Annotated in this window: 16 protein-coding genes and 1 riboswitch; of the genes, 6 read left to right on the forward strand and 10 right to left on the reverse strand. The window is 56.5% G+C overall.

Going from position 1 to position 24,356, the window contains the following annotated elements; all coding sequences use genetic code 11:
* Positions 1-39: 39 nt before the first annotated feature.
* A complete protein-coding gene (locus tag M2Q46_RS08665; RefSeq protein WP_302357078.1) occupies positions 40-975 on the reverse strand; it encodes an NmrA/HSCARG family protein in 936 nt (311 codons plus the stop codon).
* 90 nt (positions 976-1,065) lie between these two features.
* Here M2Q46_RS08665 and M2Q46_RS08670 point away from each other — a divergent pair, with 90 nt between their 5' ends.
* Together M2Q46_RS08670 and M2Q46_RS08675 are read left to right on the forward strand one after the other, a co-directional pair.
* The gene (locus M2Q46_RS08670; RefSeq protein WP_302357079.1) at positions 1,066-1,479 is read left to right on the forward strand and encodes a helix-turn-helix domain-containing protein; all 414 of its coding nucleotides are present in this window, start codon (positions 1,066-1,068) and stop codon (positions 1,477-1,479) included.
* A gap of 245 nt (positions 1,480-1,724) precedes the next feature.
* The gene (locus tag M2Q46_RS08675) at positions 1,725-2,204 is read left to right on the forward strand and encodes a hypothetical protein (protein ID WP_083054000.1); all 480 of its coding nucleotides are present in this window, start codon (positions 1,725-1,727) and stop codon (positions 2,202-2,204) included.
* 20 nt (positions 2,205-2,224) lie between these two features.
* Here M2Q46_RS08675 and M2Q46_RS08680 read toward each other — a convergent pair whose 3' ends face one another.
* Positions 2,225-4,279 (reverse strand): ATP-dependent DNA helicase, encoded by a 2,055-nt coding sequence (locus tag M2Q46_RS08680; protein ID WP_083054001.1) that lies wholly within the window; start codon positions 4,277-4,279, stop codon positions 2,225-2,227.
* 160 nt (positions 4,280-4,439) lie between these two features.
* Here M2Q46_RS08680 and M2Q46_RS08685 point away from each other — a divergent pair, with 160 nt between their 5' ends.
* The 3 genes from M2Q46_RS08685 to M2Q46_RS08695 all read left to right on the forward strand — a co-directional run bounded on the left by M2Q46_RS08685 (position 4,440) and on the right by M2Q46_RS08695 (position 8,184).
* Positions 4,440-6,788 carry a Tex family protein gene (locus tag M2Q46_RS08685; RefSeq protein WP_060185728.1) on the forward strand — a complete coding sequence of 783 codons (2,349 nt, stop codon included), beginning with the start codon at positions 4,440-4,442 and terminating at the stop codon, positions 6,786-6,788.
* Positions 6,789-6,791: 3 nt separating this feature from the next.
* Complete coding sequence (locus M2Q46_RS08690; protein ID WP_035270806.1) at positions 6,792-7,304, forward strand: hypothetical protein; 513 nt, start codon at positions 6,792-6,794, stop codon at positions 7,302-7,304.
* A 235-nt stretch (positions 7,305-7,539) separates the two neighbouring features.
* On the forward strand, positions 7,540-8,184 hold the full coding sequence (locus M2Q46_RS08695) for a CatB-related O-acetyltransferase (RefSeq protein ID WP_115634087.1): 645 nt from the start codon (positions 7,540-7,542) through the stop codon (positions 8,182-8,184).
* A 367-nt stretch (positions 8,185-8,551) separates the two neighbouring features.
* Here M2Q46_RS08695 and M2Q46_RS08700 read toward each other — a convergent pair whose 3' ends face one another.
* The 5 genes from M2Q46_RS08700 to M2Q46_RS08720 all read right to left on the reverse strand — a co-directional run bounded on the left by M2Q46_RS08700 (position 8,552) and on the right by M2Q46_RS08720 (position 16,968).
* Positions 8,552-9,874: a tryptophan--tRNA ligase gene (locus M2Q46_RS08700; protein ID WP_035270809.1), complete on the reverse strand. Its 1,323-nt coding sequence runs from the start codon at positions 9,872-9,874 to the stop codon at positions 8,552-8,554.
* Positions 9,875-9,950: 76 nt separating this feature from the next.
* The gene (gene zapE, locus M2Q46_RS08705; protein ID WP_302357359.1) at positions 9,951-11,042 is read right to left on the reverse strand and encodes a cell division protein ZapE; all 1,092 of its coding nucleotides are present in this window, start codon (positions 11,040-11,042) and stop codon (positions 9,951-9,953) included.
* Between the two features lie 217 nt (positions 11,043-11,259).
* Positions 11,260-12,687 carry a dihydrolipoyl dehydrogenase gene (lpdA, locus tag M2Q46_RS08710; protein WP_009457672.1) on the reverse strand — a complete coding sequence of 476 codons (1,428 nt, stop codon included), beginning with the start codon at positions 12,685-12,687 and terminating at the stop codon, positions 11,260-11,262.
* A gap of 161 nt (positions 12,688-12,848) precedes the next feature.
* Complete coding sequence (odhB, locus tag M2Q46_RS08715) at positions 12,849-14,066, reverse strand: 2-oxoglutarate dehydrogenase complex dihydrolipoyllysine-residue succinyltransferase (protein WP_302357081.1); 1,218 nt, start codon at positions 14,064-14,066, stop codon at positions 12,849-12,851.
* 34 nt (positions 14,067-14,100) lie between these two features.
* Positions 14,101-16,968, reverse strand: coding sequence for a 2-oxoglutarate dehydrogenase E1 component (locus M2Q46_RS08720; RefSeq protein WP_035270812.1), 2,868 nt, complete (start codon positions 16,966-16,968; stop codon positions 14,101-14,103).
* Positions 16,969-17,488: 520 nt separating this feature from the next.
* Here M2Q46_RS08720 and M2Q46_RS08725 point away from each other — a divergent pair.
* Positions 17,489-19,783, forward strand: coding sequence for an NADP-dependent malic enzyme (locus tag M2Q46_RS08725; RefSeq protein WP_026484296.1), 2,295 nt, complete (start codon positions 17,489-17,491; stop codon positions 19,781-19,783).
* 274 nt (positions 19,784-20,057) lie between these two features.
* On the opposite strand, the gene M2Q46_RS08730 is transcribed toward M2Q46_RS08725, so the two are convergent.
* From M2Q46_RS08730 to M2Q46_RS08740, 3 genes are all read right to left on the reverse strand, one after another.
* Positions 20,058-20,816, reverse strand: a complete 759-nt coding sequence (locus tag M2Q46_RS08730) for a class I SAM-dependent methyltransferase (RefSeq protein WP_302357082.1) — start codon at positions 20,814-20,816, stop codon at positions 20,058-20,060.
* Positions 20,817-21,014: 198 nt separating this feature from the next.
* Positions 21,015-22,256: a voltage-gated chloride channel family protein gene (locus tag M2Q46_RS08735; RefSeq protein WP_302357083.1), complete on the reverse strand. Its 1,242-nt coding sequence runs from the start codon at positions 22,254-22,256 to the stop codon at positions 21,015-21,017.
* Positions 22,257-22,336: 80 nt separating this feature from the next.
* Positions 22,337-22,409, reverse strand: a riboswitch (Fluoride riboswitch).
* Positions 22,410-22,454: 45 nt separating this feature from the next.
* Positions 22,455-24,218, reverse strand: coding sequence for an L-lactate permease (locus tag M2Q46_RS08740; protein ID WP_137431269.1), 1,764 nt, complete (start codon positions 24,216-24,218; stop codon positions 22,455-22,457).
* Between the last annotated feature and the right edge of the window lie 138 nt (positions 24,219-24,356).

The raw sequence follows: 24,356 nt of genomic DNA on the forward strand, positions 1-24,356 counted from the left end.
ACCCTGCGTTCCAAGCGGGAGAGCTTTATATTTAAATAATTAAATTAGCCTTGTAACAGGATCTGAAAGCAGGGTTCTTGGTAGCGCTTTTGGCTGTTTTCTGCGCAACGCTTCTTCCAGCTTTTCACGCCCTTCTCCCATCAGCCAAGAACGCAGCGAGACAAGTTCAGGATTGATTTCTCGCATCAGACCGAGGTCCACCTGTTCTGCAAGAGGGCCATCCTCCAGACTTGACGCCATATGCCCCAAATCGGCGTTGGCAGCTAATACTTCATCAGGGAATCGGGCATAAGTGATAGAGCGACCTGCGGCTTCAGAAAAGGCGGCCTCCAGCTCCTGGCCGGTCACACGGTCACTGGCGATCTTCAAGGCCATCCCGGCAAAACGTGCCCTGTCCGCAAACAGGGCGGCAACGATTTTCCCTATGTCTTGCACCGCAGTGAGTTGGATCGAATGATCACGGTGTATCAGAGAAACCAACCGCCCTTCCTCCAGGCCAAAGCCCGGCCGCACAAGCATCTCCATGAAGATCATGGGACGGATGATGGTTGCAGTCAGCGGCAGTTCGCGAATATGTGCCTCAATAAGAGGCTTGGCATCAAAGCGCGCAACACCTGTCAGTTTGTCCCCAGCGCCAGCCCCCGAGGAATAGATGAAATGCTCGACGCCATTTTTTGCCGCCAGATCAGCAAGACGTGTGCCATAACAAACCTCCTCTTCTGCTGATAGGTTCGCAGGCATCACGCTAAATACGCCATACACATCCTTCATGGCCGACGCGATAAGATTGGCATCGTCCAATGACCCTTGCACGAGTTCAGCGCCTGCTTCCCGCAGAGCGATTGAAGCCGGTTTGGATGGAGATTGCACAAAAGCGCAGACAGGCCAGTGAGCCTCCAGAAGTGCTTTGGCCACCGATCCACCTTGCCGGCCTGTGGCTCCGAAAACCAGAATGGGACGATGTACTTTATTCATGATTCAGCTCGAAAAAAAAGAGAATGTCGTATTCTTTCCTCGATATCTGAATTGCGGAAGACGGCACTTTTTTGAACCTCAGGCACAAAAATGAAACCCATAGATCCAGCAGAGTCGGATGCTCTCAAGGAGAAACCCGACAGCGACTCATCCTTCCAGCCAATTCCATTGAATGGAGTCTGCACACGCCTCGGTGACAAATGGACCGTGCAGGTCATCTGGCGCCTTGCCATCGCGGGTGATCGTAGACTGCGATTTTCCGAAATCAAGCGTGAGGTGGAAGGAATCACACAGCGCATGCTGACGCTGACACTCAGAAACCTGGAACGAGATGGCTTGGTAGAACGCCATTATTTTCCCGAGGTGCCCCCGCGTGTGGAATACGAACTGACGGAGATGGGGAAAAACATGCTCGATGCGCTGAAAGGCATCAATGTGTGGGTCAGAGAGAACCTTCCGCGTATACAGAAATCACGTCAAACGTACGATGCCAAAAAGCCTTGATGTAGAACGGAGAACGACGCGAAATTGAAGTCCAAGCTTATGATGCTGCGACTTTATACAATGTCGTGCCCCGTGCCTGGTACTGTGCAGCACCTAGCTCAAAACTCCACCGTGGCAAGCAATGGCTGAAACCTGTCCTAAGTTGTTGGCCCGTAAGACCCACTACTCCGCTTCCCGACGTCACAAGAACATGAAAACAGACATTTTCCAATGTCCAAGAATGCCCCTTTCATAAAACATACTCCATGAACCACGAACAAGCAGAAACACGGGTACTAGAAGCCATTCCTGTACTGGCAAAGGATCAAAGTATTGAGGAGTGCATCGCTCAACTGCAAGCCAGCGGCCTGTCTGAAGTCCGTGCGACCAAGCTTTGCGTGATGATTCCCGAAGCCTTCGGGCTGGCACTGGCCTGGCGCCTGGGTGCAGCACTGCCTGATGAAGAGCAGATGTTTGATGTGCACAATCGCGCAGGCGAGACGGTTCAGGTCCCCATGCTGGGCCAGCATGTGTTTTCCGTCGCGCTGGCAATGGCGGTAGCGGTGCTCAAAAAAGGCTGGTTTACGCCTATCACTCGGGAAGCGTTTGAGGCAGTCAGCAATCGCAGTGCCGTCATGTCCGTTCTTCAGCAGATAGAGGGCAGTCTGGAAGGCGCTGGCACACCCAGCCTGTTCTTATGGGGCCTGGTGGCAGAGGACATCGTCGCAGACGAGTCCTTACCCTAGTTTTAATAGACGCAATACGCTCAAGCCTGCTCCGAGCTGTCGTTCAGCTCCACATCACTGACCTGAGCGCTCTGCCGCTTCGCTTTCTGCTCCCGCAGAAACGCCAAGGCACGAGCAGGATCACGCGTACGGGCAAAAGGTGGCAAACCACGCCATAGCAGTTTGCCGTAGGGCTTCTCGACAATACGGGTGTCGCCCACCATCAGCACGCCCCAGTCGCGCTCGGTACGAATCAGACGCCCTGCCCCTTGCTTCAAGGCAATGGCGGCTTCAGGCAACTGGTATTCCATGAAGGGATTACCGCCCCTGTCCTTGCACTCCTTGATACGCGCTTCCAGCACCGGATCATCCGGCGGAGCAAAGGGCAGCTTGTCGATAGCAACCAGCGTCAAGGCATCACCGGGCAGGTCAATCCCTTCCCAGAAGCTGGCACTACCCACCAACACCGCATTGCCACGGGCACGGAACTCGTCCAGCAGAACTTGCCGTGAACGCTCCCCCTGGCGCAGCACATTGCGTTCGATGTCTTCCCGATCAAATCGGTCCCGCAGCATATCTGCAATCCGCTCGACCGAGCGCAAGGTGGTACAGAGCACCAGCACACCACCCTGACCCGCCTTGATCAGCGGAATGAGCGCATCCACGAAGGCCTGATTGAAGTTGGGATGGCTAGGAAGCGGCAAGGTGCTGGGGACGTAGAACAGCGCCTGATTCGGATAGTCGAACGGCGAAGCCCAGGCTTCGGTGCGAGCATCAAACAAACCCAGTTGACGCTTGAAGTGATTGAAATCGCCATGCACCGACAAGGTGGCCGAAGTCAGCACCCAGGACTGCTCCTTGCCTCGGTAGCGCGAGAAAATCTTGGCGACCGACAAAGGGGCACTGTGCAGGCGCAGATAGTGCTGACCGCTTTCTACCCAACGCACGAACTCGTCGGGCTGGTCTTCGTCTTTTTCGCTTTCTGGCAAATAGGCGTGACGGCCTTGACGATCCGGCTGGCTCCATTGGAACAAGCGCGCACGTAACTCCAAGGCGCTTTTATGCGCCGCCGTCAGATCAGGATGGCGCTCAGCCACCATGGCCAGCATCTTGATGACCTTGTCGAAGGTCTCCAGCAAATTCTCCAGCGCTTCATCAAACAGCTCGGGCTCGGGCAAGGCCTGGAAAGTGGCGCGACCACCCTGTGCCGCCAGCGACGCAGTACGCAAATGCAAATCCCGAGCCGCTTGCTCCAGCTTGCGGGCCACCTGACTCCAGTCTACGGTCTCACGTGCCTGGGCCAGACCCGCCGCTTCTATCTGCCGACACAAATCCGTCAATTGATACAAGGACACGCTACTACCCAGAAAACGAGTGGCCACGTCGGGCAGTTGGTGTGCCTCGTCAAACACCACCAGATCCACGCTAGGCAGCAAATCCGTCACACCCTCTTCGCGCAAGGCCAGGTCCGCCATGAACAGAGCATGGTTCACCACTACTACATCCGCATCCTGGGCATGACGGCGCGCCTTCATCACAAAGCAGTCGCGCACAAAGGGGCAATCCTGTCCCAGGCAATTATCGCGTGTGGAAGTGACTCGGTGCCAAATATCCGCGTCCTCCGGGACTTCGGCCAACTCACCCTTGTCGCCGCTACGGCTGCGTTCAGTAAAAAGCTGGATGGCCCGCAGATAAGCAATTTCCGCACGGGACTTCAGGGCTCGATCATCCTGACCCAATCGTTCCAAATGGTAATGACAAACGTAGTTGCTGCGCCCCTTGAGCAAGGCCACATCCACCGGCAAGGCCAGCGCTTTACGCAGGTGGGGAATATCCCGACGGAACAATTGATCCTGCAAGGTGCGCGTCCCGGTCGAGACCAAGGCTTTGCCACCTTGCATGAACACAGGCACCAGATAGGCCCAGGTCTTGCCCGTGCCTGTGCCCGCCTCGGCAATCAATACGCCGGACTCGGCGACCGTCTCGCTGATGGCTTGGGCCAGCTCCAGCTGAGCCTGCCGCGGGCGATAGTGCGAGACAGACTCTGCCAGAGGGCCTTGGGGAGAAAAGATATCGGAATAATCCTGCAACAACATGGGGCAAAACCGCTCAGGGAGAGGTGACGAATGACAGAACTGTCTACAATCACAGTGGAATACATACAAGATGATACCTGCCAATTCTGGGTCGCTGCCGGTCTTTATGGCAAAATGCGGCGCTTGCAGACCCTTTTACAACGATGGACCCATAACTGAAATGACTGTGGAAACCCTCGCCCAGCAACAGGATCACCAACAGATTCTGGCGCTACTGGCCTCTGAACTGAACATCCGCATCCAACAAGCCGCCTCTACGGTTGAGCTCTTGGACAACGGGGCCACGGTCCCTTTTATTGCCCGTTACCGCAAGGAAGCGACTGGCGGCCTGGACGATAATGTCCTGCGTGATCTGGAAGTGCGCCTGATCTATTTGCGCGATATGCAATCGCGTCGTCATGCCATTCTGGAATCGATCCGCCAGCAGGAAAAACTGACGCCCGAGCTGGAGCAAGCCATTTTGGCGGCTGACACCAAGCAGCGTCTGGAAGACTTGTACGCCCCTTACAAGCCCAAGCGCCGTACCCGTGCCCAGATTGCCCGCGAAGCCGGCCTGGAGCCGCTGGCGGACGCCATTCTGGCCCAGAAGGATGCAGACCCTGTGGCGCTGGCCGAAGGCTATCTGAATGCCGAAGCCAAGATCGACACGGCCAAAGCCGCCCTGGACGGTGCCCGCGACATTCTGGCCGAACGCTTTGCCGAGCAGGCCGACCTGCTGGAAGCCATGCGCGACTATCTGTGGAAGTCCGCTCACTTGTACTCCAAGGTTGCCGAAGGCAAGGAACAGGAAGGCGACAAGTTCCGCGACTGGTTCGACTTTAACGAAGCGCTGCGCCAACTGCCTTCTCACCGCGTGCTGGCTTTGTTGCGCGGTCGTCAGCAAGGTGCACTGGACCTGCGCCTGGGCCTGAACCCCGAGCAGGATGCGCTTCTGCCTCACCCTTGTGTACTGAAAGTCGCCGAGCTGACCGATATTGGCGCTGACTTTTCCGCCGACGCCAGCCCACGCGACCATTGGCTGGCCGAGGTTTGCCGCTGGACCTGGCGCGTCAAGTTGCTGACAGCATTCGAATCCGAGCTGATTGGCCGTCTGCGCGAAGAAGCCGAGCAAGAATCTACCCGCGTGTTTGCCGCCAATCTGCGCGATTTGCTGCTGGCAGCCCCCGCTGGCAATAAAGCCGTTCTGGGCCTGGACCCAGGTATTCGTACCGGCGTGAAAGCTGCTGTGATCGATGCAACCGGCAAGGTGCTGGATACGGCCACCGTCTATCCCTTTGAACCCCGTCGTGACCGCGAAGGCGCCATTCGTACCCTGGCCGGCCTGGCGACTCGCTACCAAGTTGAACTGGTGGCGATTGGTAACGGCACAGCGTCACGCGAAACCGAGAAACTGGTTGCCGACCTGCAATCCGCTTTCCCGCAGTTGCCTTTGACTCGCGTAGTCGTGTCGGAGGCGGGCGCTTCGGTGTACTCCGCCTCTGAACTGGCCGCACAAGAATTCCCGGATATGGACGTCAGCCTGCGCGGTGCTGTTTCCATCGCCCGCCGCCTGCAAGACCCACTGGCCGAGCTGGTCAAGATCGACCCCAAATCCATTGGTGTCGGCCAATACCAGCACGACGTGAATCAGCGCGAACTGGCTCGCAGCCTGGACGCCGTGGTCGAGGATTGTGTGAACGCCGTAGGTGTGGATGTCAACACCGCTTCTGCTCCCCTGCTGGCGCGCGTTTCGGGCCTGAACAACACGCTGGCCAAAAACATCGTTACCTGGCGTGACGAAAACGGTGCCTTCCAAAGCCGCAAGCAGTTGCGTGAGGTGCCGCGCTTTGGTGAAAAAGCCTTTGAACAGGCAGCGGGCTTTTTGCGTATTCCCGGTGCAGCCAACCCTCTGGACGCCTCGGCGGTTCACCCCGAAGCCTACCCGGTTGCCGCCCGCATTCTGGAGCGCCTGCAAACCGAAGCCAGCGATGTCATGGGTAAATCCGGCGCATTGAAAGGCTTGTCGCCTTCCGACTTCACGGATGAGCGCTTTGGTTTGCCCACCGTGCGTGATATTTTTAATGAAATTGAAAAGCCCGGTCGCGACCCTCGCCCTGAATTCACCACCGCCAAGTTCCAGGAAGGCATCAACTCCCTGAACGATTTGACGCCCGGCATGATTCTGGAAGGCGTGGTCACCAATGTGGCCAACTTTGGTGCCTTTGTGGACGTGGGTGTGCACCAGGACGGTCTGGTGCATATCTCGGCCCTGTCCGAGACCTTTGTCAAAGATCCGCGTGATGTGGTTCGCGTTGGGCAGACCGTTAAGGTTAAAGTCCAGGAAGTGGATGTAGCTCGTAAGCGTATCGGCTTGACCATGCGCCTGAACGACGACAGCGGCCCTGTGCGTGGTTCCAGCAACACCAGCAACGCACCCCAGCGCCGTTCCGGAAACAATCGCCCCAACCGGCAAGCTGAACCGGCACCGACAGGTGCTATGGCAGCCGCCTTTAGCAAACTTCGGAGATAAGCCATGACTGAGACCGAGCGCCTTTCCCAACTGACGCGTCTGCTCAATCTGCTGACCGGATTTGATCAGAAGGAACAGGATATTGCAGCCATCAGCCAGTCCGTGCTGACAGCCAGCGCCAGCCCGACAGCGATGGGTGAGGCGTATGGCAAGCACGCCCAGAACTTGATGGAACACGATCCGGATGGCGCTCTGATCCTGGCCATCAGCTACGAGCTGGACGACTATCTGGCTCTGGCCGATACCGTGGACGAACTGTGGGAAGAGATTCTGGCTGCCTTTGAAAGCCAGGATCTGCCCGCCTTTCCCTACGACGACATGCCTTTTCAGGACGTGGACGGCTTTTTCCAATGGGCGAACGAGCAGTTGCAGGAGTTTCACCCCTCCTACTGCCTGCTGGAATTTGCCCAAAGCTATGACGAGGAATTTCAGCTGATCGTGGTCAAACGCGAGAACCTGGAAGAAATTCTAAGTCTGTGTGAAAAACTGGATATTCCCGCTCAAGCAGCCGAATAAGGCCAGTAATCCCGGCCCAAACGCACCAAGCCCTGCGTGAGCATTCATGCAGGGCTTGATGCTTTTGGCCCGCTTGAATGCCAAGCAGCTCAAAGCGCATTAGACTAGTCCCGCCATCAACATCAGCAAGCGAGCCTCTTGTGCTCGCTTGGCTGCTTGGCCCAAACATGAACACCCACTTTGCCGGGACCGGCGCAAAGTCAGTTCCCGCGCGGCAAGGTCCAGAAGGAGAAACATGGAGCAAAAACACTGGTCGCAGGTCGAACTCCTGCACGAAACCGTATCCAATCCCAATATTCACGTACGCGGCACACACAGCTATTACAGCCATGCCTGGACAGACAGTTTTGAAGAAAGCGTAGTGCGTTACCTGTACGGGGACGAATACAGCCGCAAGGCCTGGACCTCGCAATGGCCGGTAGACCAGCTGCATATTGGCGACTACGTGTGCATCGGTGCCGAGGCTGTCATTCTGATGGGCGGCAATCACACACATCGCATGGACTGGTTCAGCCTGTACCCCTTCGTGGACAAGATTACGGAGGCTTACGTCGGTAAAGGCGACACCCATATTCACGATGGTGCCTGGATCGGCATGCGAGCCATGATCATGCCCGGTGTCGTGATTGGTGAAGGCGCTGTCGTGGCCTCGGGAGCGATTGTGACCAAGAACGTGGCACCCTACACGATTGTGGCTGGCAATCCTGCTGTACCCGTGCGAAAGCGCTTTGATGAGGCAACGATTGAGCAATTGCTGGGTCTGAAGATGTATGAGTGGCCGGAAGAGAAGTTCACGGCGTTGCGAGATTTGATCTGCGCAGAAGATATTGCAGCATTGGAGCTGGCCAGCCAGGACTGGGATCAGAAGTCCAAAGCCTAAGAGCGACTGGCCCAGGCTCAAGTCCAGGTCTTAAGTCCGAATCCAGATTTCGGGCTCAGAATTCAGAGTTCACGTTCGGATCAGATCTGGTTTGGTTTGGTTTGGTTTGACCTGACCTGATTTCAAGAATGAATTCAAGGCCAAAGCCGATTACACGAGCAGGGTCAAGCCAAGCTCCAGCTTGATCTTCTGCACACGCTCAGTACAACGCATAAAGAACAGCCCCAAAAGTGAGATAGGTCTCTCTTTTGGAGCTGCTCATTTTCAAGCAATCCTCAAGCTGAAGCGCTGCTGCTCAAAGAAGCTTGCTGCCTCCACTGCGGCATCAATCCTGAATAGCAGATCAATCCCACAGTAGACAAACCACTTAGTCGCGCATCGAATCCAAAGCGGCTGCAACGGCATCACGCAGATCTGCCGATACTCGTGCCACTTCTTCACCGGCACAATGGATTTGCAACTCCTGACCGTCCTGCTTGGCAACTTCGGCAAAAGCCGCAGTCTGCAGTGCCTTGATCGCCACACCAGCCTGTTTTGGGTCTGCGTAAGAGCGAGACAGAAACAGCTCTTGTCCAGCAGCATCTTGCAGGCGGAAACGGAAGGTGCCGTCTTCGTCGCGGAAGTTCACAAAACGAGCTTTACGAGCCTTGGCTTCAGTCTTGCTAACTGCCACGCTCAAGGGGTCACGCAGGCCCACGGCCGCCTTCAATTCATGGATGAAGGGGGTAGCGTAGGCACGAGCCTTGCGCGCGCCAACTTGCAGCAAATCCTCAATATCCTGGGGACGAGCCATCAAGGCTTCGTAGCGATCGCGCATGGGCGCAATCATGGCTTCCAGCAACTGATGCAAGGCATCCTTGGCCTCGCCCCAGGCCATGCCGTCGATCAACTGCTGACGGAAGGCTTGGGTCTGCTCGGGTGTCGCAAATGCCTTGTACAAGGCCGTCAGGTGCGAATCATCGGGATCTTTAGACTCGCCGGGACCTTTGGAGTCCGTCACGATGCGGGCAATGGCCGCCTTCAGTGCCTTGGCACCACCCTCGAACAGAGGAATCGTGTTGTCGTAGCTCTTGGACATCTTGCGGCCATCCAGACCGGGCAAGAGGGCCACGTCCTCTTCCACCTGTACTTCAGGCAATACAAACAGCTCCTTGCCACGGCCATACAGGTGGTTGAAGCTCTTGGCGATATCGCGTGCCATTTCCAGGTGCTGCACCTGATCCCGGCCCACGGGCACCTTGTGAGCATTGAACATCAGGATGTCGGCCGCCATCAGTACGGGGTAGCTGAACAGGCCCATGGTGACGCCATCATCAGGCTCTACACCCGCCGCTTCATTCTTGTCGACAGAAGCCTTGTAGGCGTGGGCACGGTTCATCAAGCCCTTGCCGGTTACGCAACCCAGCATCCAGGACAGCTCCGGAATTTCCGGAATATCGGATTGACGGTAGAACGTTACTTTTTCCACATCCAGGCCGCAGGCCAGCCAGGTAGCAGCAATCGCACGGCGCGAAATGGCTACGCGCTCCGGATCGTCACATTTGATCAGGGCGTGGTAGTCCGCCATGAAGAAAAATGCGTCGACATCGGCTTGCTGGCTAGCACGGATAGCAGGACGAATCGCCCCGGCATAATTACCCAAGTGTGGAATACCGGTCGTTGTAACGCCGGTCAGTACTCGTGTCGTCATGATAAAAAATACGCTTATAAAACTACGTGTCAGGGTTCAGGAATCAGACGCGTGGCCAGTGGCCGCGCCCAGCATCCTACAAAATAACTGCCTGGCGCCGTTCTGACTCCAGGTACTCCCGCGATTGCATTTCCATCAAACGCGAGACAGTACGGTGGAACTCATTGGCCATAGGGCCATCCACATACAATTCTTCTTCAGGCACCGCTGCGGACATGATGAACTTCACCTTGTGATCGTAAAAAACGTCGACCAGCCAGGTGAAGCGTCGCGCCGCAGAGGCATCACGCGCTGTCATGCGAGGCACATCAGACAAAATCACGGTCTGGAAGCGATTCGCCAGTTCCAGATAGTCGTTTTGCGAACGTGGGCTGACGCACAGGGTCTCGAAATCAAACCAGACGGCTGAACCGGACAAGGCGACCGCTTTTACATCCCGGTTTTCAATACTGAGCACCGGCTCTTGAGGGGCCGTGTCCGACAAGGCCGTGAACATGGATTGCAGCTCTGCGGTGGTCTGCGGGCCCAATGGCGTCAAATAGGTTTTCACCTGCTCCAGAGCACGACGGCGATAATCCACGCCCGTATCCACGTTCATGATGTCCATGTTCTTCTGAATCAGCGCAATGGCGGGCAGAATGCGATCGCGGTGCAGGCCTTCCGGATACAGCGTGGAGGGCTCGTAGTTGGACGTCATCACAAAGGACGTGCCGCGCTCGAACAGACCCAACAGCAGCTTGTACAGAATCATGGCATCAGCCACATCCGAGACATGGAACTCGTCAAAACAGATCAGGCGATAACGCTTGGCGATACGCTTGGCGACCTCATCCAAGGGATCACTCATGCCTTTGACCTGATTCAGCTCTTTGTGCACGCCGCGCATGAACTCATGGAAGTGAATCCGAGTTTTGCGCTTGAGCGGCACCGTCAGGTAGAAGGCGTCCATCAGAAAGCTCTTGCCGCGCCCTACACCACCCCACAGGTACACACCACGCGGCACTTCCGGGCGGGAAAACATGCGACGTAAGGTACTGGAGCGCATTTTGCGATACTCCACCCACTCGTCGTAATAGCGTTGCAGCCGGTCTATAGCTTGCTCCTGCGCCTGGTCGGCACGGTAGCCTTTTTCCGCTAAAGCCTGATGGTAATACTCGCGAACATTCATATCACTGAAAATAAAAGAACCTGTCCAAGACAGGTAGTGGTCTGCCAGCATGCACTGCGATCCACAGCAGCACCGCTTTTGATGCAGGGTCTGAGCATACTGCGCGGTCAATTATCTCACGCATCACAGCCTGTACAGACTGCTTTGATCAGCCTTTCGTGACGAAAAAAAGGGCGAGCCCGTGCCCGCCCTTTTCCAACAACACCCTGAAAGTCTATCAGAAGTTCAGAGCGCGTTTGTCAACTGCCAAGGCCGCTTCTTTCAGGGCTTCGGACAGGGTTGGGTGAGCATGGCAAATACGGGCGATATCTTCCGACGCGCCACGGAATTCCATGATCGCAACAGCTTCAGCTACCAGCTCGGAAGCCACAGGGCCCACAAAGTGCACGCCCAGGACCTCGTCCGTCTTGGCATCCGCCAGAACCTTCACAAAGCCGGTCGTGTCACCCAGTGCGCGGGCACGGCCGTTAGCCAGGAAGGGGAAGCTGCCAGCGCGGTAAGCACGGCCTTCGGTCTTTAGTTGCTGTTCGGTCTTGCCAACCCAGGCGATTTCGGGCGAGGTGTAAATAACCCAAGGCACGGTGTCGAAGTTGACGTGAGGTTGCTGACCAGCCAGACGCTCGGCCACAGCCACACCTTCCTCTTCAGCTTTGTGAGCCAGCATAGGACCACGCACCACGTCACCCACCGCCCAGATACCTGGCAGGCTGGTGGCACAATCGTCGTCCACAACCACGAAGCCGCGCTCGTCCAGTTTCAGACCGATGGTGTCTGCACCCAGACCGGCAGTGTTAGGCACACGGCCGATGGACACGATCAGCTTGTCGGCTTCCAGCTTGTGCTCGGCACCAGCGGCGTCCACGTAGTTGATGGTGACCTGTTTGGCGGACTTCTTGATCTCGCCAACTTTCACGCCCACATTGATCTTCAGACCTTGCTTGGTGAAAGCCTTCAGGGCTTCCTTGGCAACGTCGCGATCCACGGCGGACAGGAACTCGGGAGCACCTTCCAGAATTGTCACTTCGGCACCCAGGCGACGCCACACGCTACCCAGTTCCAGACCAATCACACCGGCACCGATAACGGCCAGCTTCTTGGGAACCTTGGGCAGACGCAGTGCGCCGTCGTTGGACAGAATTTGCTCTTCGTCGAACTCGGCACCGGGCAAGGCACGAGCCGAGCTACCGGTCGCGATAATGACGTTCTTGGCAACCAGCTCTTCAGCGTTGGCACCGGCCACGTTCACCGACCAGCCGCCGTCAACCTTGGCGCCAAAGGAAGCGGTGCCGTGGAAGAAAGTGACCTTGTTCTTTTTGAACAGGTACAGGATGCCGTCGTTGTTCTGCTTGACGACCACATCTTTGCGACCGATCAGCTTGTCCAGATTCAGCGATACGCCCTTGACGTCCACACCGTGATCAGCCAGATGCAGATTAGCGTGCTCGAAGTGCTCGGACGATTGCAGCAAGGCCTTGGAAGGAATGCAACCAACGTTGGTGCAAGTACCGCCAGGAGCGGGTTTGCCTTCAGCGGTGGACCATGCGTCCACGCAAGCGACGCTCATACCCAGTTGAGCAGCACGGATGGCGGCGATGTAGCCACCAGGGCCTGCACCAATCACGACAACATCAAATTGCTTAGCCATAAAAAATCCCATAAATGTGAAAAGGCACGCTGGACCGTCCAGAAGTCAGACGGGAAAGTATCAGGTGGCGAACGCCAACCCCCAGAGCCTTAAACAAAGTCGGCCAAGGCTTAGAAGCAAGCACTTGGCCGTAAACATACTAGACCGAAACTACCGCGTGCTTAGACGTTCAACAGCAGACGCTGTGGATCTTCCAAGGCTTCCTTCATGGCCACCAGACCCAGAACGGCTTCGCGGCCGTCGATGATACGGTGGTCGTAGGACATGGCCAGGTAGTTCATGGGGCGAATCACGATCTGACCGTTTTCCACAACAGCACGATCCTTGGTGGCGTGGATGCCCAGGATGGCGGACTGAGGTGGGTTGATGATGGGAGTGGACAGCATGGAGCCGAACACACCACCGTTGGAGATCGAGAAGGTACCGCCTGTCATTTCTTCCAGGGTCAGCTTGCCGTCGCGGGCACGGGCACCGAAGTCAGCGATTTGCTTTTCGATGTCAGCGATGGACATTTGATCAGCGTTACGCAGGATAGGCACCACCAGACCACGTGGGCTACCAACGGCCACACCGATGTCGAAGTAACCGTGGTAGATGATGTCTTTGCCATCAACCGAGGCGTTCAGTACGGGGTATTTCTTCAGGGCGGCAACAGCAGCCTTGACGAAGAAGGACATGAAGCCCAGTTTCACGCCGTGCTCTTTCTCGAACTGATCTTTGTATTTCTTGCGCAGATCCAGCACAGCTTGCATGTTGACTTCGTTGAACGTGGTCAGCATGGCGTTTTCGGACTGCGACTGCAGCAGACGCTCGGCGATGCGAGCGCGCAGACGGCTCATGGGCACGCGCTGCTCTGGACGGCCGTCCAGGGACAGGGTTGGAGGGGCAACAGGAGCAGCTGCAGGCTTGCTGGCGGCAGCGGCGTTGGCTTCCAGAGCGTCACCCTTGGTGATGCGACCACCACGGCCGGAACCTTCCACGGAGCTGGCTTCCACACCCTTTTCAGCCAGGATCTTGGCAGCTGCAGGCGAAGCAACCGAAGAGGCGGCGGAGCTGGCAGCAGGAGCGGCAGCGGCTGGGGCAGCAGCAGGAGCGGCTTCTTGTGCAGCGGCGGCAGGAGCGGCAGCGCTGGCCTTGCCTTCGGAGTCAATACGGGCCAGCACGTCGCCGGAGGTAACGGTGCTGCCGTTGGCCTTGACGATTTCGCTCAGCACGCCCGAGGCAGGAGCGGGAACTTCCAGCACAACCTTGTCGGTTTCGACTTCGATCAGGATTTCATCAGCCTGGACCATTTCGCCAGGTTGTTTTTTCCACTCCAGCAAAGTGGCTTCGGAGATGGATTCAGAGAGTTGGGGAACCAGAACGTCGGTAATTGCCATGATTATATTTTCCGTATTTAAAATTTAGGGTGCGTTATTTGGTCAGCATGAAGCCTTTGCGAGCGCCGAAAGCCTGCTCCAGCAGCGCCTTGTGTTGTTCCTGGTGTTTGGCCAGGTAACCAACGGCAGGCGAAGCGGACGCGGCACGGCCGGCGTAACCCAGCTTCTGACCTTCGGTCATGTTCTCGTAGATGTGATGCTGAACGTAGAACCATGCACCTTGGTTTTGAGGTTCGTCCTGAACCCAGATAACTTCCTTGGCGTTGCTGTACTTGGCCAGCTCTGCCTGGAAGGCCTTGTGGGCAAACGGATACAACTGCTCCACACGGATAATGGCAATATCGTTGCGCTCCAGCTCTTTACGGTGGTTCACCAGATCGTAGTAAACCTTGCCCGAGCAAGCCAGAACACGTTTGACAGCGGCTGCATCAATCGCCTGATCGGTCTCGCCGATCACCGGCATGAAGTGACCCTCAGCCAGATCGCTCAGTGGCGAGGTAGCGTCTTTATTACGCAGCAAGGACTTGGGCGTCATGATGACCAAAGGCTTGCGGAAAGGACGGATCATCTGACGACGCAGCACGTGGAAGATCTGGGCGCCGTTGGTGGGCTGAACAACCTGGATATTGTTGTCAGCGCACAGTTGCAAGAAGCGCTCGATACGGGCCGAGGAGTGCTCCGGACCCTGACCTTCGTAGCCGTGTGGCAGCATCAGAGTCAGACCGCAATGACGGCCCCACTTGGCTTCACCCGACGTAATGAACTGGTCGATCACAACCTGGGCGCCGTTGGCGAAGTCGCCGAACTGAGCTTCCCAGATAGTCAAAATGTTGGGCTCTGCCGAAGCGTAACCGTATTCAAATGCCAGCACGGCTTCTTCGGACAGAACCGAGTCAATCACCGTGAAGTTGGCCTGCCCTTCGGAGACGTTCTGCAAAGGAATGTAGGTGCCGTCGTTCCAGCGCTCACGTTTTTGATCGTGCAGCACAGCGTGACGGTGGGTAAACGTACCACGGCCCGAGTCCTGGCCGGTAATACGGATGGCGTAGCCATTGTTCACCAAGGTTGCAAAGGCCAAGTGCTCGCCCATGCCCCAGTCCACCTGAGCTTCGCCACGTGCCATGGCACGACGGTCGTTCAGCATGCGGTTGACCAGGGGGTGAACCGTAAAGCCTTCTGGCACGGTGGTCAGTTTTTCACCGATGCGTGTCAGTTCAGACATAGGCAAGGCGGTGTCAGCCTGGTCAGTCCATTTGGCGCCCAGGAAGGCAGACCAGTCGGTGGCGTACTTGTTCTTGTAGTCTGTCAGAACAGGTTCAACCGTGCGCTTGCCATCTTCCATCAGTTGACGGTAAGCCTTGACCAGATCTTCGGGTTCGTTCTCGGACAGAATGCCTTGAGCAACCAGCTTGTCGGCGTACAGTTTGCGCGTACCGTTGTGCTGACCAATCTTCTTGTACATCAGCGGCTGGGTCATCGAGGGAGTGTCTTGCTCGTTGTGGCCCAGTTTGCGGAAGCAAACAATATCAACTACCACGTCGTGCTTGAACTCGCGGCGGAAATCCAGAGCCAGCTGAGTCACGAACACCACGGCTTCAGGATCGTCGCCATTGACGTGGAAGACAGGGGCTTCAATCATCTTGACCACGTCCGTGCAATACAGCGTGGAGCGTGTATCGCGGGGGTCAGAGGTGGTGAAACCGATCTGGTTGTTGATCACGATGTGCAGCGTGCCACCGGTACCGTAGCCTCGGGTCTGGGCCAGGTTCAGTGTTTCCATGACCACGCCCTGACCGGCAAAAGCCGCGTCACCGTGAACCAGCACAGGCAGAACCTGGCTGCCGTCTTCGTCGCTACGACGATCCTGACGAGCACGGACCGAACCCTCGACCACTGGGTTAACAATTTCCAGGTGGGATGGGTTAAAGGCCAGAGACAGGTGGACTGGACCGCCGCGGGTGGACAGGTCGCTGGAGAAGCCGTTGTGGTACTTCACGTCGCCGTCGGTCAAGCCTTCAGCGTGACGGCCTTCAAACTCGGCAAACAGGTCACCGGGCATCTTGCCCATGATGTTGACCAGCATGTTCAGACGACCACGGTGAGCCATACCCACGATGATTTCCTGAACGCCGTTCTCGCCAGCGTGGTTGACCACTTCATCCATACAAGCGATGAAGCTCTCGCCACCTTCCAGGGAGAAGCGTTTCTGACCGACGTATTTGGTGTGCAGGAAGCGCTCCAGGCCTTCGGCCTCGGTCAGCTGCTGCAAGATGTTGCGTTTTTGGTCAACGTTGAAAGAACCTGTGCCATGCACCGACTCCAGGCGCTGCTGAATCCAGCGCTTGACGACCGGGTCGGAGATGTACATGAATTCTGCGCCCACCGAACGGGAGTACGTATCACGCAAGGCCTTGAGCATGTCGCGCAGCGTCATGGTGTCGGCTTTGGTGAAGTAAGTGTTGGTGGCGGAGTAGACCTGGTCCAGATCTGCTTCGGTCAAACCGTAGAAAGCAGGGTCCAGTTCAGGGATGCTGGGGCGTTCGGAGCGCTTCAGGGGATCCAGATCAGCAATGCGTGCACCCAGGGAGCGGTAAGCAGCAATCATGGACTGAATCGACACTTGCTTCATGGCAACTGTCAGGTCCGGTGCTTGGGCGCTGGTCAGGAAGGCATTGGCTTTGGCACGCTGAGCGAAGGACTCGACGATGGGAGCGTGAGCTTGATCGCGGGTGCTGTCGCGGCCGTCAGTCGCAGGCTGGTGCTGCAGCTGGTCGAAGTACTCGCGCCATTGGTCGGCGACAGAGCCTGGATTGTCGAGGTAGGACTCGTAGAGTTCTTCGACGTAAGGAGCATTGCTCCCGAACAAATAAGAGTTACTGAGCAGTTCTTTTTGCGATGACATTATTACGCTTCACCTATCCGAGTGTTTCACTCGTGTTGAGATGCAGGAAAACCTTCCGCGACACGGACCTCGCCGGTTAGCGGATAGCAGGAGCAGAAGGCAACGTAGGACGCCTTATACAAGCCGTATTGATCTAGTATAACGCCGCACACAAAAGGCGCAATTAATGACATCTAAAATGCTTGGCGACTGCGTCATACCGTTGGCATTAACAAACACATCGATCTATCACGAGGGCGAATTCTTACAAAAGAAGCGCTCCAAATCATGATTGACGCCCCTTGGCTGCCCCACATGAAGGAAAAATTCCGATATGCTAATCGGGTGCAGCAAGTACGCGCTTCGCGGGCCCCTTTTCCACCAAACCGAGCCCAGCCTGCCCTTGGTCACCTTGAGGCAGGCAACAAGCGTTGCCATGACATATGCTGCCTATAACAAATCAGCACCTACCTGGTGACTGTATTTCTTATAAATTAGATTCACTTTTACACTAGAAAATCCTATCAGGAGCTTTACCAAAATGGATGCCAACGCCGATCTGGCCAAACTTGCGCTGGACTATCACGCGTATCCCACTCCCGGGAAAATCTCGGTGGTCCCTACCAAGACCCTAGCCAATCAAGATGACCTCTCGCTAGCCTACTCCCCCGGCGTCGCATCTGCTTGCATGGCCATCCACGCCGAAGGCGAAGAAGCCGCCGCCAAGTACACCTCGCGCGCCAACCTGGTTGCCGTGGTTACCAACGGTACCGCCGTGCTGGGTCTGGGCAATATCGGCCCCCTGGCCGCCAAGCCCGTCATGGAAGGCAAAGGCTGCCTGTTCAAGAAATTCGCCGGCATCGACGTGTTCGATATCGAACTGAACGAAACCGATCCGGACAAGCTGGTCGACATCATTGCCGCACTGGAACCCACCCTGGGTGGTGTGAACCTGGAAGACATCAAGGCCCCTGAATGCTTCTACATCGAGAAGAAGCTGCGCGAGCGCATGAGCATTCCCGTGTTCCACGATGACCAGCACGGTACCGCCATCATCTCGTCCTCCGCTGTTCTGAACGGCCTGAAAGTCGTCAACAAGAACATCGCCGACATCAAGCTGGTTTGCTCGGGCGCTGGCGCTGCTGCCATTGCTTGCCTGGACTTGCTGGTTGCCCTGGGCGTGAAGCTGAGCAACATTTTCGTGGCTGACTCGCGCGGCATCATCTGGAAAGGTCGCGACGAGAACATGGAGCCCAACAAGGCTCGCTACGCTCAAGAAACCGACGCCCGTACCCTGGCTGATGCCATGGTTGGCGCTGACGTGTTCCTGGGTTGTTCTGCTCCTGGCGTATTGTCCGCCGACATGGTCAAGACCATGGCCGACAAGCCCCTGATTCTGGCCCTGGCCAACCCCGAGCCTGAAATCCGCCCTGAAGTAGCCAAGGCTGCCCGCCCTGACTGCATCATCGCGACTGGCCGTTCGGACTACCCGAACCAGGTCAACAACGTGCTGTGCTTCCCCTTCATCTTCCGTGGTGCCCTGGACGTTGGCGCCAGCGTGATCAACGAAGAAATGAAGCTGGCTTGCGTGAAAGCCATTGCCGAGCTGGCCCAGGTCGAGCAAAGCGACGATATGGCCACTGCCTACGGCGGCGAAGATCTGCGTTTTGGTCCTGAGTACATCATCCCCAAACCGTTCGACTCCCGTCTGATCGTTCAGATCGCTCCTGCCGTGGCCCAAGCTGCGATGGACTCCGGCGTTGCCGCCCGTCCTATCGAAGACATGGACGCCTACCGTCAGAAGCTGATCGCCATGACCTACCACACCGGCCCGCTGATGCGTCCGTTGTACATGCAGGCCAAGGCTGCGCCCAAGCGCATCATTTACGCTGATGGCGAAGACGAGCGCGTATTGCGTGCCGTGCAAACCGTCGTGGACGAGAAGCTGGCCCAGCCTATTCTGGTGGGTCGCCCCAGCGTGATCGACATGCGCGTCAAGAAAGCTGGCCTGCGTCTGGAAGCGGGCAAGAACGTGCAAATCGTTGATCCTGAAGACGACGATCGCTTCACCGAGACCTGGACTGCCTACTACAAGCTCAAGGCACGTGAAGGCGTGACTCCAGACATCGCCAAAGCCATGATACGCAAGCACAACTCGCTGATCGGCGTGATGCTGCTGCAACGTGGTGATGCTGACGGCATGATCTGCGGCGTGGCCAGCAACTACGACAGCCAGCTGCACTATGTTGAGCAAGTCATTGGCCTGAAGAAAGAAGCCCAGACTTTCGCCGCCATGAACGTGCTGATGCTGCCTACACAAACTCTGTTTGTGTGCGACACCCACGTCAACGAGAACCCCACTGCCGAACAGATCGCCGACATGACGATCCAGGCCGCTGACGAAGTCAAACGCTTCGGTGTGGTGCCTCGTGTCGCACTCTTGTCGCACTCGAACTTTGGCAGCCGCCAGACCGAGTCGTCCCGCAAGATGGCCAAGGCTCGTCAGATCCTGGCTGAACGCGCTCCCGACCTGGAGGTGGACGGCGAAATGCACGCTGACTCCGCCCTGTCCGAGAAAATCCGCCTGAAAGCCTTCCCCGACAGCACGCTGCGCGGTTCGGCCAACCTGCTGATTACTCCTAACCTGGACGCCGGCAACATCACCTACAACATGCTGAAGATGACAGGCAGCAACGGTGTGGCCATGGGCCCCATCCTGCTGGGTGCGGCTCGCCCCATCCACATCCTGACCACCAGCGCTACGGTGCGTCGCATCATCAACATGACAGCCCTGGCTGTTGTGGATGCACAGCAAGAAGCCCAGCAAAACAGCTAATCCTGTTTAGCTGAATAAAAACCGGATGCAGCGTAAAGCGGCATCCGGTTTTTTATTTCATGATGACTTTGGCACCCAGTTTCGCTGAACAAAGCTGTCGCCTGACCCAACAGAGTATCGGTGCTCAGGATCAAGCTCATTTAGCCACAATGGACACAACACAGCCGCGTCTCCTCTCTCAGGGTTGGCGGGTGCCCGGAGTTTTGTGCAAGTTCGCTCCGTCAACCGCGAAGTGTCCGAACCAGATGAGCAGACATCGCACTCCAAGTGCGGCCTATTTCCGCACCCGCCCTGCTCGCACAGACAAAGGCCAACTGATTCGGCGATGCTGATCGGGATCACCCCACTGCTTGCGCAACTCCACTTCTACTGCGCTCAAGGGATTGGCGCCCAGCGCTTTTTCAGCCGCTTTCACAGCCGACCAGGTTCTGATGTATCCCAGGAGCTGTGGCAAACTCCAATCCACCTCCATGGCCAAAGGCGGCAAGCTCAGCTCCTGAAAAGGAAAGGCCAGGCTGCGATACCCCTCTTCCACATGACGACGCTCCGGTGGCCAGTAAGCGCCGATGGTTTCATAGTAGAAATGCTGCATGACGCTATCCACTTCACCCTCCACATGCAAGACGCCATAGGTGATCAAAGCCAGCAAGGCATCGGGGCGAGCGATACGCTGAACCTCGGCATAGAAAGGCCCCAGATCCAGCCAATGAGCCGCTTGCGCGACGGTGATCAAATCCACGCTGTTATCAGCCAGACCGCTGTTGTCAGCCAAAGCCGTGCGATAGCTCACACCCTCTTGCGGCTGCGCCTGAGCAATCTGATCGGCGCTGCCATCCGTGGCAATCACTTCCTTGAATCGCTTGGCCAGCAACACAGAAAGCTGCCCAGTCCCGCAGGCACAATCCAGCGCCCTATCCTGTGCGGGACTCAGTTCGGCCAACACATCCGCCAGCTTTTGCGGATAACTGGGGCGGTAACTGGCATAGTCGGCTGCAACTTGGGAAAAGTGATCTTTGAACTGGGAGTCTGCCATCGCTTCACCTTTGTCTCTTGATATCAAGCCATATAGTAGTTTGCTAAACGCGGAGCCTGGAAACCAGCGTAAAAAAGAGACTATTTTTAAGCAGGCACATGAGGCATCCCTAGCTACTCGCTCACCGAGTGGCCGACTGACTGACTGACTGACTGACTGACTGACTGACTGACTGACTGACTGACTGACTGACCCAGCTCAAACAGGCCGACGAAGTTTGAACTTGCGATGACCCACACGTTGCGCATGATAGATCCCTGCATGCCCCGAGAACACATAGGCTGCTACACAAGCGATCGCCGCCAAAGGCCCCAGTTCTGCACCAAACAGCTCCATCGCCATCAGTGTGCACGCAATCGGTACATTGGCTGCGCCGGCAAAGACGGCCACAAAGCCCAAGCCCGTCATCATGGAAAAAGGCATGTGCAGCAAGGGAGCCAAAGCATTACCCAGAGTCGCCCCGATGTAGAACAAGGGCGTGACCTCCCCTCCTTTAAAACCGGAGCCTAAAGACAGGACAGTAAACCCCAGCTTGCCCAGAAAATCCCATGGCTGCATAGGCTCGTGGAAAGAGCGCACTATTTCCGGAACACCCAGGCCAATGTACTGGTAGGCATCCAACGCCCAGACAGCTATCGCCACCACCAGCCCGCCCCAGAAGGGTCGCATGGGTGCGTACTTGATGCTCTTTTTCATCCAGGCGGAAAGCTGGTGAGTCAGCATGGCGAACAACATGCCGATCAGGCCGAACAGAACCCCAGCGATCAACACAGCCAGCATGCTCCAGCCGTCTAGTGGCACGACGTACTCAACGACGTAATGGGTATGCTGCACGCCCCAGATCAGGCCCACCTGGTCGGCAACAATCGCAGCGATCAGACAAGGAAACAAGGCGTTGTAGCGCATACGGCCTATCGCCAGCACTTCCATGCCAAACACGGCTCCGGCTAAAGGCGTGCCAAAGACAGATGAAAAGCCGGCACTCATACCTGCCATCAACAGAATGCGTCGATCCTCCCGGCCCAGGCGAAACACATGGGTTAGCTGGTCCGACAAGGCGGCACCCATTTGTACGGCGGTGCCCTCTCGGCCTACCGATGCACCGAACAAATGGGAAATCACGGTTCCGCCAAGTACCAAAGGCGCCATGCGCAAAGGCACCACTTTCTTGGGGTCGTGAATTTCCTCGATCAGCAGGTTATTACCTGCACTAACAGACTGCCCTACGCGTTCATACACCCAGCCTACGGCCAAGCCTGCCAGCGGCAGTAGCCAGATCAGCCAGGCATGCTGTATCCGCCAGGAGGTAGCCTGCTCGAGTGAAAAAAGGAAAAAAGCGGAAGCGCTGCCTGCCAGCACGGCAATCAGGCAAGCGAGCACAAACCATTTGCCGTAATACGACAGCAGGTTTAGCAAGAGTGAGGTTTTGAGTCTGTTCATGGGTTGTAAGCTCAATGGAATCGGGCTGACCACAAACAGAAGATGTAAACGCAGACGCCTACAGCCCCGACGGTGGTCAGGTCACTGTAGACGTCATCAGCTGCTTCAGAACGAAACGGCGGTTAAAGGAGGAACGTCATCTCCAGGAAGAAATTGTACAACGACTCCTTTAAGCCGCAAATAAACAGAGCAAAATTTTCAAGCCATGGCCGGTGTCATCTGACGGCCCCGGGACAGGCTCAAGCCCCCTATGGTCAGTGCCAGGAAGACTGCGGCAGCTATCCACCAGCCCATGGCACCAGTAATCAAGGCCTGGCCGATCAGGCCTGCCTGAATGACGTAATACACCATGGGTATCAAGGTCTTGCGAACAATCTCGCCCTCACGTCCCAACATGCCGACAACCGCACCGGCAGCCACCACGTTATGGACGCAAATCATATTGCCAGCTGCTCCACCTACCGCCTGCAATGCAACCACGATAGCGGACTGGTCCACACTCAAGCCAATTTGCTGAGCGGTAGAGAACTGGAAGTACGAAAACATCATGTTGCTAACAGTATTGGAGCCTGCAATAAATGCCCCCAGACTGCCCACCCAGGGTGAAACCGTAGGCCATGCCTGCCCAACCGCCGACGCGGCCCCTTGAGCCAACACCAGCGGCATGCTGGCAATGGAACCATCAGCCGCTGCCGAGTTGATAAACACCTGCACCATAGGCACGGCCAACAACAAAGCAGGAGCTGCGCTGCCCATGGTACGCAGCGATGCTTTCACACCGACAACATACTGCTGACTGTTCATGCGAAAAATCGCAATGCAGGCCAGTGAGACCAGAATCAAGATGGCCCCTGGCGAGAACAGCAACTGAGCCGACGTAGAAATACCAGTGCCCAAAATACCTTCCACCTTGATTGTGGCCGAAGGCCCCGTCAACCAGGCTTTTACCGCAGGAACAGTACGAGTAAAGATCAAAAGTGCAACCACCAGCACATACGGCGAGAAAGCCCGCAATACCGAAAAGCGTTGCTGCGATTCCGTGTTATCCATCGCTACTGTGCCCAGCCAGTGGGACGGCCATTGACTGCGATCCGGAAAATCAAAGGTTTTGCGAGGTGCAAACCAGCCCTTTCGAGCTGCGCTCACCACGATTACCAGTCCGACCATCGAACCCAGCATGGAGGGGAACTCAGGGCCCAGGGTAATGGCAATCAGGTAGTACGGAACGGTAAAGGCCAAACCGGCAAACAAAGCAAACTTCCATGCCCCCAGTCCCTCGGCAAAGGAGCGGCGTTCACCGAAAAAGCGAGTCAACAAACCGCAGAGCAACAGTGGAATCACAAAGCCGGTCATGGCATGAATCAAGGCGACGTTCTCGACGATCTGCTGCAAATACTCAAGCGGCTGCAGGGGCGAAATAGCAGCTGCAACATCAACCTTGTTATCAATACCCGAGCGCACTCCAACCAGCATGGGTGTACCAACCGCCCCGAAAGACACAGGCGTGGACTGGATAACCAACACAGCCATCACCGCGGCCATGGCAGGAAAGCCCAGAGCCAGCAGCAAGGGAGCCCCAACAGCGGAAGGCGTACCGAAACCCGACGAGCCCTCGATCAGGGAGCCGAACAACCAGGCAACAATAATGACCTGAATGCGACGATCCGGCGATACATCCATAAAGCCCTGGCGAATCGCACTTAATGCTCCGCCCACCTTGAGCGTATTCAAAAGCAGCACGGCACCAAATACAATGAACAGCAGGGTCAATGCGGTAACAATGCCGTTGATCGTGGCTGCAGCAATAACTTCGGCCTGGCTCCCCCATACAAATAAAGCGAGAATCGCCGTAACCAGATACGCGGCCCCCATCGATAGTTTGGCTGATCGCCCCATCACCACCATCAATAGAAAAACAACCAATAATGGCGTCAGAGCCAACAAGGTGTATAAAAGACTCATCCCGAATTCTCCTTTGTGTGACTGCACATATAGGAGGAAGAGGTTTTGTTGGTGAACAAAATGCGGCTAGGAGCCCGGCCCTGGGCAGCGCGACCACTTCCCGTTTTGTATTTTTGAGCATCATAGCGGTATTACCAC

Origin of the sequence: Alcaligenes sp. YSL9, assembly GCF_030515105.1 — a bacterium.
Lineage (GTDB): Bacteria > Pseudomonadota > Gammaproteobacteria > Burkholderiales > Burkholderiaceae_B > Alcaligenes > Alcaligenes phenolicus.